We start from the raw sequence: 11797 nt of genomic DNA, 5'->3' as shown, positions 1-11797 counted from the left end.
GCAAAAGCGTACTTTCGCGCTGCGCGGTGTGCAACGGGTGTGCGGGCGAGAGGCGCTACAAGAAATGTAGCAACGAACAAATGCGCTGCTTAGTCAATTCGATGGAAAAGCGCAAAATGTGACGGTGCAAATTGGGATTATGAGTCCCCTGCTCTAACCAACTGAGCTAACGCCCCCTTCACGGCCGATTATCGCCCGGCCCGTCCATCACCTTGTACTGCATCATCTCCAACCGCTGCGACCCGACGAGCTCCTGCTTCGTAAGCCCCCGCCGCGCGTAGTACGCCGCCTCCTGAGCCAGCGCCCCGTTGTTCTCCCCCGCGCCGCGGTACCAGTGCCGCATCACCATGTCGTTGAAGATCGCGGCCTTCAGCCCCCGCACACGATGCAGCGTCAGGTCCACACCCCAGCACCACGGGTTGGTCACGTCCAGGCCAAGGAAATACCTCCGATAGTCTTCGAGCGTCATCAGATAGCAAAAGAGCTCGCAGCAAGTCGACACGACCACCGCGCCCGGCGGGCGATCCGCCTCGCGCATCATGTACTTCCAGAAATGCGGCGGCTCCGCCGGCAGCGCCGGCGACGCGATGTTCGCGCCGATCCCCGCCATCACCTTCAGCATCAGCCCCAGGTCGACTCCCGGCAGCAGTTCCACGTCATCCAGCACGATCGCCACGTGCGTCGCACCAAGCTTGCCGATCTCCTCGGGGTGCGCATGCTTCAGCAGGAAATGCCCCACGATCCCGGGCTCGTAGACCGCGTCCACGGCCGGCTGCAGGTCACCCGGCAACCGGTAGCCCGGCGTGTAGCAGCAGACGCGAACCAGCCGCTCGGCAAACGAACGACCGAACACGGCCAGGTTGCCGCGCAGGATCTCTTCCTTGTGCGCCGTGTGCGGCTCGCCGAATCCGGGCACGATCGCGAAGAGCCGCGGCTGCGTCACTTGTTGTGCGACAGCGCGTTGCTCACGAGCCGCGCCGTGATGTCCACGATCTGGATCATGCGGTCGTACGGCATGCGCGTCGGCCCGATCACGCCCAGCGTGCCCACCACCTGCCCGTTCACTTCGTACGGCGCGCTCACGACCGACAGCTCCTCGAACGGCACCACCTGGCTTTCGCCGCCGATGAAGATGCGCACGCCCTCCGCCTGACTCGACACGTCCAGCAGGCGCATGAGCTGCGTCTTCTGCTCGAACAGCTCGAAGGCCCGGCGCAGGTGCGACATGTCGCTCGAAAAGTCGGCCACGGCAAGCAGATTGCGCTCGCCCGAGATCACGACTTCCTCCTGCGACTCCGTGAAGGCCTGCGTGCCCGCCTGCACCGCCGTCTCCATGAGCGTCACGATCTCGCCGCGCAGCTGCTCCACTTCCGTCCTGAGGCGCGCACGCACCTCCTCGATCGTGAGGCCCGCGTAGTTCGCATTCAGATAGTTCGCCGCTTCCTGCAGCTGCTGCTGCGTGTAGTCGACGGCAGTCTGCACCACGCGGTTTTGCACGTCGCCATCGGGCGACACGATGATCACGAGAAAGCGCTTTTCCGACAGGCGCAGGAACTCGATGTGGCGAAACACCGAACTGCGGCGCGGCGCGACCACCACGCCGACGAAGTGCGACATGCTGGAAAGAAGCTGCGCCGCCTGCGCGATCACCTTCTGCGGCTGATCGGGCGGCAGCGCCGGCGTCGGCGTCGCGAACTCGTCGCGGTTCACCGTGAGCATCGTGTCCACGAAGAGCCGATAGCCGCGCGCGGTGGGTATCCGCCCGGCCGAGGTGTGGGGGCTCGCGACGAGGCCGAGCTCCTCCAGGTCGGACATCACGTTGCGGATGGTCGCGGGAGACAGCTCCATTCCCGAGGCGCGCGACAGCGTGCGCGAGCCCACGGGCTGCCCTTCGGCGATGTAGCGCTCGATCAGGGCTTTCAACAACAACTTGGCGCGTTCATCGAGCATGGCTGCACCCCCGAAGCGCTCGCCAAGGGGGCTCCAGGCAATTTTAGCCGCGGGGGTTCGGGGTTTTGATGTTGTAATTTCCGGATGAATTCCATCTTCCGGCAGGTGGCCGTGATCGGCAAGTACCACGCGGGCCTGCCCGCGGGCGCCGCCGGGGCCGCACGCACCGCGCTGGAAGACATCGCGAACTTCCTCTCGGCGCAGGGCTGCGAGGTCGTGCTGGAACGCGACACGGCCTCCAACGCCGGCGTCCACGGAATGCCGGTGCTCGACGTGCCCGCGATCGGCGCCCAATGCGACCTCGGCCTCGTGGTGGGCGGCGACGGCACGATGCTCGGCATCGGCCGCCAGCTCGCGCGCTTCGGCGTGCCCCTCGTGGGCATCAACCAGGGGCGGCTCGGCTTCATCACCGACATCCCACTCGACCAGTACGCGAGCGTGCTGCCGCCGATGCTGCGCGGGGAGTACGAGCAGGACGACCGCACGCTCATGCACGCGCAGGTGATGCGCGACGGCCATTGCGTCTTCGACGCCCTCGCGATGAACGACGTCGTGGTGAACCGCGGCTCGACTTCCGGCATGGTGGAGCTGCGGGTGGAGGTGAACGGGCACTTCGTGGCCAACCAGCGCGCCGACGGCGTGATCGTCGCCTCGCCGACCGGCTCCACGGCCTATGCGCTTTCCGCGGGCGGGCCGCTGCTGCACCCGGCCATCCCGGGCTGGGTGCTCGTGCCGATCGCGCCGCACACGCTGTCGAACCGGCCCATCGTGCTGCCCGATGGCGCGGAGATCGCGATCGAGGTCGTGGGCGGCCGCGACGTGAGCGCGAATTTCGACATGCAGTCGCTCGCGTCGCTGCTGCACGGCGACCGCATCACGGTGCGCCGCTCGCAGCACAAGGCGCGTTTCCTGCATCCGAAGGGCTGGAGCTACTTCGACACGCTGCGCCGCAAGCTGCACTGGTACGAAGGGGGAAACTGAATGCTGAAGCGAATCGCGCTGCGCGATTTCGTGATCGTGCGCGAACTGGAGCTGGACCTCGCGGCCGGCTTCAGCGTGCTCACGGGTGAAACGGGCGCGGGCAAGTCGATCCTGGTCGATGCGCTGCAGCTCGCGCTCGGTGCGCGCGCCGAAGCGCTGGTCGTGCGCGAGGGCGCCTCCCGGGCGGAGATCACCGCGGAGTTCGACCTGGATGCGACTCTCGCGCCCTGGCTGGATGAAGCCGGGTTCGAAGCGGGCGAATCGCTGCTGCTGCGCCGCAGCATCGACGCACAGGGCAAGAGCCGCGCCTGGATCAACGGCAGTCCCGCCACCGCGACCCAACTGCGCGAGGCGGGCGAACTGCTCGTCGACATCCACGGTCAGCACGCCTGGCAAAGCCTCACGCGCCCCGCTTCGGTGCGCGCGTTGCTCGATGGTTATGCGGGAGTGGACCTCGGCCCGCTCGAGCGGCTCTGGCAAGCCTGGCGCGAGGCGGGCAAGACGCTCGCCGAGGCGCGCGCCGCGCAGGATTCGCTGCAGCGTGAACGTGAACGGCTCGCCTGGCAGATCGGCGAAGTCGACAAGCTCGCCCCGGGCAGCGACGAATGGGACGAGCTGAATGCGAACCACACGCGGCTTGCTCACGCGCAATCGCTGCTGGAAGCCGCCCAGGGCGCACTGCAGTCGCTCGAAAGCGATGACGGCGGGGCGACCGCGTTTCTTTCCCAGGCCGTCGCCGCGTTGCAGGCGCAGGAAGCATTCGAGCCGGAGTTCCGCGACCTGGCCGAAGTGCTTGCATCTGCGCTGGCGCAGGCCGAAGACGCCGCGCATTCGCTCAATGCCTATCTGCGCCGCACCGAGCTCGACCCCGAACGCCTCGCCGAGCTGGACGAGCGCATGGGCCTGTGGCTCTCGCTCGCGCGACGCTACAAGCGCCAGCCGCAGGAACTGCCCGCGTTGCTGGAGTCGTGGAAGGATGAGCTGGGCCGGCTCGATGCGGCAGCCGACCTCGCCTCGCTCGAAACGGCGGCACGCAAGGCGTACGACGTGTTCGTGGCTGAAGCACGCAGCGTTTCGAAGGCGCGCGCGAAGGCGGCTCCGCTGCTGTCCAAAGCCGTGACGCAGGCGATGCAGGGCCTCGGCATGCAGGGCGGCCGCTTCGAGGTCTCGCTCGACAAGCTCGACGAGCCTTCTTCGAGCGGCCTGGAAGAGATCGCGTTCCTCGTGGCCGGACATGCGGGGGCCACGCCTCGCGCCATCGGCAAAGTCGCCTCGGGCGGGGAGCTCTCGCGCATCGCGCTCGCGATCGCGGTGACGACGAGCCGGCTCGGCACCGTGCAGACGCTGATCTTCGACGAAGTGGATTCGGGCGTGGGCGGCGCCGTGGCCGAGACGGTGGGCCGCCTCATGAAGCAGCTCGGGCGCGACCGGCAGGTGCTCGCGGTGACGCATCTGCCGCAGGTCGCGGCGTGCGCGGATCATCACCTCGTCGTGGCCAAGCGCAGCGAGAAGGACGGCGCGGCGAGTTCCGTCGCGCCGGTCGAGGGCGAAAAGCGCGTGGCCGAGATCGCGCGCATGCTGGGCGGCGAACGCCTGTCGGGCACCACGCTCGCGCACGCGAAGGAGATGCTGGGCAGCAACGCCGCGGGCGCGGATTCGGGGCCATGAGCAGCGATGGGCCGGCGCAGGACGCCAGTGCCCCAGGCACGGAGTCCGAAGGAACTCCGGTGACCGCGGCCGGACAACCGAAGGCCGCATCGCACGCGCCCGCGATGCTGGAGCTCATTCTCATCACCGGCATGTCCGGTTCGGGCAAGTCGGTCGCGCTGCGCGCGCTGGAAGACGCCGGCTACTACTGCGTCGACAATCTTCCGCCGGAACTATTGCTGGAATTCGTGCGGCTGGAAAGCCAGCACGGCGCGCGGCGCGTCGCGATCGCGATGGACGTGCGCAGCGCCACGTCGCTGCCGCTCGTGCCCTCGCAACTGCGCGGCCTGGCGGCGCAAGGCGTGAACGTGCGCTCGCTCTTTCTCGACGCGACCACGGAAACCCTGGTGCACCGCTTCTCCGAGACGCGGCGCAGCCACCCGCTGTCGCATCTCGCGCGCGAGGCCGGGCGCGAGCAGCAGCGCCTGGTGGAGGCGATCGAATTCGAGCGCGAGCTGCTCGCCGACCTGCGCGAGGAGGCGCACGTGATCGACACGAGCGTGATGCGCGCCGCGCAATTGCAGGCGCACGTGAAGGATCTCCTTTCCGCGCCGCTGTCGCAGCTCACGCTGGTGTTCGAATCGTTCGCCTACAAACGCGGGATCCCCGTCGATGCGGACTACGTGTTCGACGTGCGGATGCTGCCGAATCCGTACTACGAGCCGCAGTTGCGCGACTTGACGGGCTTCGACGAGCCCGTGGTCCGGTACCTCGAACGCGATCCGCAGGTCGCCGACATGCATGCGCACATCGAAGGCTTCCTGAACCGCTGGCTGGAGCCGCTTGCGAGGAACCACCGCAGCTACGTGACCGTGGCGATCGGGTGCACGGGCGGACAGCACCGCTCGGTGTATCTCGTGGAGCGGCTGGCCAAGGCGTTCGCGGGCAAGTGGACGACGCTCAAGCGTCACCGCGAAGTGGTGTACTGAGAAGCAGCTTGCGGATCGGCGCGGGCAAGCCGAGTTCCGGCCATGCCTCCGCGCCGAACCATGCCCCTTCGCCTCCAGGCGCCTTTCTCACCAACGCATGCACCGGATGCAGATGCAAGTCCTTGTGCGTGAGCACGTGCACGAAGGGCGGGCCTTCCTGCACGTCGGTCGTCCCGAGCGCTTCGAACAGCGAGCCGCGGTCGTCGAACACCGGCATGCAGTAGAGCCCCGCCCATACACCCTCGCTCGCGCGCTTTTGCAACCACACCGCGCCATCGCCTCGGCGTGCATGAAGCAGCCATAGCGACTGCGCCGTGCGCTTCAGCTTGCGAGTCTTCACCGGAAAGGCTTCCGGCCGCGCCTCGCGCTGGGCAACGCACATCGACTGCACGGGACAAAGCAGGCACGCCGGCTTGCGCGGCACACATACCGTCGCGCCCAGGTCCATCAGCCCTTGCGTGTAGCGCGGCATCGCCTCGCCGAGATCGCGCTTCGGCAGGAGTTCGACGGCCCGAGCCCACAACGCACGCTCGTTGGCCGCCACGGCCAGGTCCGCGTCGAATCCCAGCACCCGCGTGAGCACGCGCTTCACGTTGCCGTCGAGGATCGCTTCGCGCGCGGCAAAGCAGAGCGACGCGATTGCGGCCGCGGTGGACCGGCCGATGCCGGGCAGTGTCTCCAGCGCCGCCGCATCGCCCGGAAACGTCCCGCCGAAGCGCGCCACGACTTCCCGTGCGCATCGATGCAGATTCCGCGCGCGGCTGTAGTAGCCAAGCCCGCTCCAGAGCGCGAACACCTCGTCCTCGCTCGCGGTCGCGAGCGCGCTCACATCGGGATATCGCCGCAGGAACCGCGCGTAGTATTCGCGCACCGTCGCCACCTGCGTCTGCTGCAGCATCACTTCGGACAGCCACACGCGATAGGGATCGCGCGTGCCCTGCCAGGGCAGGTCGTTGCGCCCGTGGCTGCGCTGCCAGCGCACGATGCGAGCCGCGAACGAGCCCGAGCCGGTCATTGGCCGGTCATTGAACGCTCATGGGCCGCTCATGGGCTGCTCATGCGCCGCTCATATGCCGCTCACGCGGCGTTCTTGAGCCAGGGCTGCTGCGACGCGGCCGCGCGGCTGCCGTGCAGCGGAATGTCGATCAGGTGCGACGTGAGCTCGCCGAGCTTGGCATCGAGTTCGTCGAGCGCGGCTTCCTGCGCTTCGATCTCGGCGATGCGCTGATCGAGGCCGCTCGCGGCCTGCTGGATGCGCTCGATCGCTTCGAGCCTGCGGCCGAAATTGCGGCGCCGCTCGCGCAGTTGCGCATCGAGCTGCGCGGCCGCGGATTTGTTCCACAGCTCCACTTCGCCGAGCGCCGACTCGTACACCACGCGCAGCCGTGTCGCGAGCGCGCGCACGAGCCGGTCCGCGAATTCGGGCTGCGCGAGCCGCAATGCGTTGCCCACGCCCAGGTACTGCATGTGGCTGCGCTCGACCAGGTCCAGGTCGCGTTCGTAGCGCGCGAGCTCGGGCTCGCGCGGCGCCTGCAGCGAAAAACCGTACTCCGCATTGAGCTGCCGGAAAGTTCCGGTGAGCATCGACTGGATTTCGCCGCTCGTGACTTGCGCCTTCCCGAGCCCGGCACGCAGACGCTCGAATGTCGCGCCGTAGGCCTTCTTCACGCCCAGCTTGATGCCGGGCGTGCGCAGCGCCTTCGTGAGTTCCGCCATTTCGGTCTTGAGCGTGCCGGTGCCAAGGAGGTTGAACACGTCCTTCAGCAGGCGCAGGTGCACCGACCGCACGGCATGGATCTTCGCGCCGCTCGCGTCGAAGTCGGCCTGCTCCTGCTCGATGCGCGCGCGCATGTGCTTGATCACCGATATGTTCTTGCCGCGCAGGCCCTTCAGCTCGACCATCTGCTCCGCGAGGTCGCGCCTGCGGATGTTGATGAGGCGCGCGGCCTCGGCGCGCAGTTCGGTGATGCTGCCGGACACCGCGGAGCGCAGGATCTTCTGGCGCTGGCCCATCACGCCCTGGCTCAGCGACTGCTCGAGCGCGGGCAGGCGGCTTTTCTGGAGCAGCTCGGCATCGTCGTTGACTTTCGCGACGAGCCCCTTCTGCGCGGAAACGGGAATCACCTGTTCCTCGCGCAAGCCGAGAATGTCGGCGGTGGTCGAACGCTGCCGCTCGATCTGCGCCTCGACCTGCGCGGGCGTCGAGAGCGAATCCCACATCGTGTCGATCTTGTTCAGCACCACGAGCCGCGAGTCGGCTTCGCTGTCCTCGGTGATCAGGTGTTCGCGCCAGATCGAGAGGTCGCTCTTCGTCACGCCGGTGTCGGCCGCGAGGATGAAGACGACCGCGTGCGCCTGCGGGATCAGGTTGACCGTGAGTTCGGGCTCCGCGCCGATGGCGTTGAGCCCCGGCGTGTCGAGGATCACGAGTCCTTGCCTGAGGAGCGGATGCGCGATGTTGATGAGCGCATGCCGCCAGCACGGCACTTCGATCAGGCCGTCGGCGCCCAGGAGCGGATTGTCCTCGGGCGATTCGTCGTGCCAGAAGCCGAGCGCCTTGGCCTCCTCGGGCGTCACGCGCCGGATTTCGGCCACCTTCTCGAACGCCTGCGCGAGCTGCGCGGGGTCGTTCACGTCCAGGTCCACGCGCGTCCACTTCTCGGGGACCATGCGCCACTCCATGAGCGGCTGCGGCTGCAGCCGCGTCTCGATCGGCAGCAGCCTCAGGCACGGCGGCACTTCGGGGTCGTAGCCGAGCTCGGTCGGGCACATCGTCGTGCGGCCGGCGCTCGCGGGCATGATGCGGCGCTTGTAGCCCGCGAAGAAGATCGCGTTGATGAGCTCCGACTTGCCGCGCGAGAACTCCGCGACGAAGGCGACCATCACCTTGTCGGAACGCATCTGCGTTTCGAGGCGGCGCAGCCGCTCTTCTACTGCGCTGTCAAGCAGGTCGTGATCCTTCAGCCACTCCGCAAGCAGTTTGAGGCGCAGGGCGAACTCGCGCCGCCAGGCGCCATGCAGGTCGAATTGCTCGTTGAAGGAATTGGCCATCGGCATGCGAAATACGCATTTCCACTATAGCACCGGCCCCCCTGAAGACGCCTCGCGCACGGGCCCCGGGAATGCCGTCCTCAGTGCGATCCGTCACGACAATCGTCATGACTTCTGGCAGCTCGGACAGAAGTAGGTGCTGCGCTGCCCCTGGCGCATCGCCCGGATCGGCGTGCCGCACACGCGGCACGGCTCGCCTTCGCGGCCGTACACCATCGCTTCGAGCTGGAAGTACCCGGACGCACCTGCCGCATCGGAAAAGTCGCGCAGGGTGCTGCCCCCCTTTTGCACCGCCCGCGCGAGGACTTCGCGCACCGCCTCGCGCAGCTTCGCCGCGCGCGGACGGCTCAATCGCGAGGCACGGGTGGTCGGCCGGATGCCGGCCGCGAAGAGCGCTTCGGACGCATAGATGTTGCCCACGCCCACGACGACGTCGCCCGCGAGCAGCACCTGCTTGATCGAGGCATGGCGGCGCTTCAGGGCCGCGTGGAAGCGGTCGGTGTCGAAGTCGTCGGACAGCGGCTCGGCCCCGAGACCGCCGAGGAGCTTGACGGCGACGGCGTCCGCTTCGGATCGCGCGTAGACCACCGCGCCGAACCGCCTCGGATCGTTCAGGCGCAGCACGCCCCGGTCGGTGACGAGGTCGAAGTGGTCGTGATCTCCCGCATCGGGCGCCTGGGGCGTGAAGAGAAGGCTGCCGGACATGCCGAGATGCATGAGGAGAAGCCCGTCGTCGAGGTCCACGAGCAGGTACTTCCCGCGCCGGCGAACGCCGCGGACGGTGCGCCCCACGACGTCGCTGTCGCTTGCACCGAGCGGCCAGCGCAACGGCTTGCCCTGTCTCAGGCCGACGATGCGAGCGCCCGCTATGCGCGAGGCGAAACTGCGACGTGTAACCTCGACCTCGGGCAACTCGGGCATGGATTATTATGGTCCGATGGATCGTCTCGCCCGCAGGCTGCTGGCTTCGCTCGTCGCCGCACTCGTAGTACCTTTGTCCCCAGCGTTGCATGCCCAGGAGGCCGGGGAGAAGGCTCCACCCTCGCAAAGCGCGCTCGATGCCGATCTCTTCTACCAGCTTCTGCTGGGCGAGCTGAACGCCCGCGAGGGCGAGCCGAGCGCCGGCTTCGCGCTGATCCTCGATGCGGCGCGCCGCACCGGCGACCCCGCCTTGTACCAGCGGGCCGTGGAGATCGCCTTCCAGAACCGCTCGGGCGACGCCGCGCTGCAGGCCGCGCGCGCGTGGAAGAAGGCCGAGCCGCAGTCGCGCGAGGCCAATCGCTACGTGCTGCAGATCCTCCTCGCGCTCAATCGCATCGGCGAGACCGGCGACGCGCTGAAGGGCGAGATCGCGCTCGCGGACCCGAAGGACCGGCCGGCCGTGATCGCGGCGATCCCGCGCAGCTACTCGCGTGCCGCCGACAAGAAGCAGGCCGCCACCGTGGTCGAGCAGGCCCTTGCCGATTACACCGGCAACAGCGCCACGGGCGTCGCCGCATGGACCGCGATCGGCCGCGTGAGGCTCGCCGCGGGCGACGCCGCGGGCGCGCTGGACGCGGCCCGGCGCGGGCAGGCCGTCAACGACCGGTCCGAAGGCCCCGTCGTGCTCGCGCTCGAGCTCATGGATGCGAAAGCGCCGCAGGCCGAGGAGGTGGTGAAGAAATACCTCGAAGGCAAGCCGATCCCCGAAATCCGCATGGGCTACGCGCGCGCGCTGCTGGACGAACAGCGCTACGGCGAGGCGCTCGCGCAGTTGAAGGTGATCACGGCCGAGCGGCCCGATTTCGCGGAAGCCTGGCTCGTGCAGGGCTCGCTCCTCGCGCAGGACAACCAGCTCGCGCCCGCCGAGGCCGCGGTGAAGAAGTACATCGATCTCGCCGAGACGCTCAGAAGCGGCGAGGAACGCTCGCGCGGCCTCGCGCAGGCTTATCTCGTGCTCTCGCAGATCGCCGAGAAGCGTGGCGACCTGAAAGCGGCGAGCGCCTGGCTCGACAAGGTGGAGAACTCGCAGGACCTCGTGGCCGCGCAGAACCGGCGCGCCTCGATCCTCGCGCGGCAAGGAAAGATGGACGAGGCGCTGAAGCTCATCCAGGCGATCCCCGAGCGCAATCCCGGCGACGAGCGCATGAAGGTGATGGCCGAAGTCAACCTGCTGCGCGATCACCGGCAGTTCAAGGCCGCGTACGAACTGCTCTCGAAGGAAGCCGCCAAGGACCCGGACGACACCGACCTCGTCTACGAGCAGGCGATGCTCGCGGACAAGCTGGGCAATCCGGCGGAGATGGAAAGGCTCCTGCGGCAGATCATCGCGAGCAAGCCCGACTACCACCATGCCTACAACGCGCTCGGCTATTCGTTCGCCGAGCGCGGCGAAAGGCTTCCCGAGGCGAAGCAGCTGATCGAAAAAGCCCTGCAGTTCGCCCCCGGCGACCCTTTCATCAGCGACAGCCTCGGCTGGGTCGAATTCCGCATGGGCAACAAGCCCGAGGCGCTGCGCATCCTCGAGAACGCGTACAAGAGCCGACCCGACCCCGAAATCGCCGCGCACCTGGGCGAAGTGCTCTGGAGCATGGGCCAGCGCGACCGTGCGCAGGTCGTCTGGCGCGAAGGTCTGCTGCTCGCAAGCGACAACGAAACACTCCTCGAAACGCTGAAGCGGCTTAAAGTCAAGCCATGATCTCCTTTTCGAAGGGCCTCGCCGGCTTCATGCTGGCGGTGTCGGCACTCGTGCTCGGCGGCTGCGCCACGCCGGTTCGGCCCACTACCGCGGCGTCACCCCGGCAAGACGTGTGGACCGGACGCATGGCGCTGCAGGTGGAAGGCAACGCGAGCGAGTCGTTTTCCGCGGGCTTCGAGCTGAAGGGCAACGCGCGCACGGGCGACCTCACGCTGTTCACGCCGCTTGGCAGCACGCTCGCCGTGCTCTCCTGGGCGCCGGGTGCCGCGACGCTGCGCGCGAGCGGCAAGACCCGGCAGTTCGATTCGGTGGACACGCTCGCCGAAGAAGCGACGGGCACCCCGATCCCCGTCGCCGCGCTGTTCGACTGGCTCTCGGGTGCGAACACGCAGGTGCCGGGATGGGAAACCGATCTATCCCAATTGCCGCAGGGGCGCCTGCGCGCGCGGCGCGTGAGCCCGCCGCCGCAGGCGGACCTGCGCGTCGCCTTCGACCATTGAGC

Annotated in this window: 10 protein-coding genes and 1 tRNA gene; 5 read left to right on the top strand and 6 right to left on the bottom strand. The window is 68.0% G+C overall.

Going from position 1 to position 11797, the window contains the following annotated elements; translation table 11 throughout:
* Positions 1-48: 48 nt before the first annotated feature.
* From VHA82_RS12305 to hrcA, 3 genes are all read right to left on the bottom strand, one after another.
* Positions 49-176 (bottom strand) — tRNA-Ile (locus VHA82_RS12305).
* A 2-nt stretch (positions 177-178) separates the two neighbouring features.
* A complete protein-coding gene (locus VHA82_RS12300) occupies positions 179-943 on the bottom strand; it encodes a hypothetical protein (protein WP_325543971.1) in 765 nt (254 codons plus the stop codon).
* Positions 940-1950, bottom strand: a complete 1011-nt coding sequence (hrcA, locus tag VHA82_RS12295; RefSeq protein ID WP_325543969.1) for a heat-inducible transcriptional repressor HrcA — start codon at positions 1948-1950, stop codon at positions 940-942. Before hrcA ends, VHA82_RS12300 begins: the two co-directional genes overlap by 4 nt.
* An 84-nt stretch (positions 1951-2034) precedes the next feature.
* Here hrcA and VHA82_RS12290 point away from each other — a divergent pair, with 84 nt between their 5' ends.
* The 3 genes from VHA82_RS12290 (at position 2035) to rapZ (ending at position 5567) form a co-directional block, all read left to right on the top strand.
* Positions 2035-2931, top strand: a complete 897-nt coding sequence (locus tag VHA82_RS12290; protein WP_325543967.1) for an NAD kinase — start codon at positions 2035-2037, stop codon at positions 2929-2931.
* Positions 2932-4599: a DNA repair protein RecN gene (recN, locus tag VHA82_RS12285; protein ID WP_325543966.1), complete on the top strand. Its 1668-nt coding sequence runs from the start codon at positions 2932-2934 to the stop codon at positions 4597-4599.
* Between the two features lie 104 nt (positions 4600-4703).
* Positions 4704-5567, top strand: a complete 864-nt coding sequence (gene rapZ / locus VHA82_RS12280) for an RNase adapter RapZ (protein WP_325544016.1) — start codon at positions 4704-4706, stop codon at positions 5565-5567.
* On the opposite strand, the gene mutY is transcribed toward rapZ, so the two are convergent.
* The 3 genes from mutY to mutM form a co-directional block, all read right to left on the bottom strand.
* A complete protein-coding gene (gene mutY / locus VHA82_RS12275; RefSeq protein ID WP_325543964.1) occupies positions 5539-6582 on the bottom strand; it encodes an A/G-specific adenine glycosylase in 1044 nt (347 codons plus the stop codon). The two genes, rapZ and mutY, sit on opposite strands and share 29 nt — an antisense overlap.
* A gap of 62 nt (positions 6583-6644) precedes the next feature.
* Complete coding sequence (locus tag VHA82_RS12270) at positions 6645-8618, bottom strand: dynamin family protein (protein ID WP_325543961.1); 1974 nt, start codon at positions 8616-8618, stop codon at positions 6645-6647.
* Between the two features lie 105 nt (positions 8619-8723).
* Entirely contained in the window at positions 8724-9539 is an 816-nt protein-coding gene (gene mutM, locus VHA82_RS12265; protein ID WP_325543959.1) for a bifunctional DNA-formamidopyrimidine glycosylase/DNA-(apurinic or apyrimidinic site) lyase, read from the bottom strand.
* Between the two features lie 16 nt (positions 9540-9555).
* Between mutM and VHA82_RS12260 the strand changes: the two genes are divergently transcribed.
* Both VHA82_RS12260 and VHA82_RS12255 read left to right on the top strand, forming a co-directional pair.
* Positions 9556-11295: a tetratricopeptide repeat protein gene (locus VHA82_RS12260; RefSeq protein WP_325543956.1), complete on the top strand. Its 1740-nt coding sequence runs from the start codon at positions 9556-9558 to the stop codon at positions 11293-11295.
* Positions 11292-11795: an outer membrane lipoprotein LolB gene (locus tag VHA82_RS12255; protein ID WP_325543954.1), complete on the top strand. Its 504-nt coding sequence runs from the start codon at positions 11292-11294 to the stop codon at positions 11793-11795. The genes VHA82_RS12260 and VHA82_RS12255 overlap by 4 nt, the downstream gene beginning before the upstream one ends.
* The last annotated feature ends 2 nt before the right edge of the window (positions 11796-11797 follow it).

It is taken from the genome of Ramlibacter sp. (genome assembly GCF_035548915.1).
Lineage (GTDB): Bacteria > Pseudomonadota > Gammaproteobacteria > Burkholderiales > Burkholderiaceae_C > Ramlibacter.
This window is presented reverse-complemented; position numbering and strand designations above follow the sequence as displayed.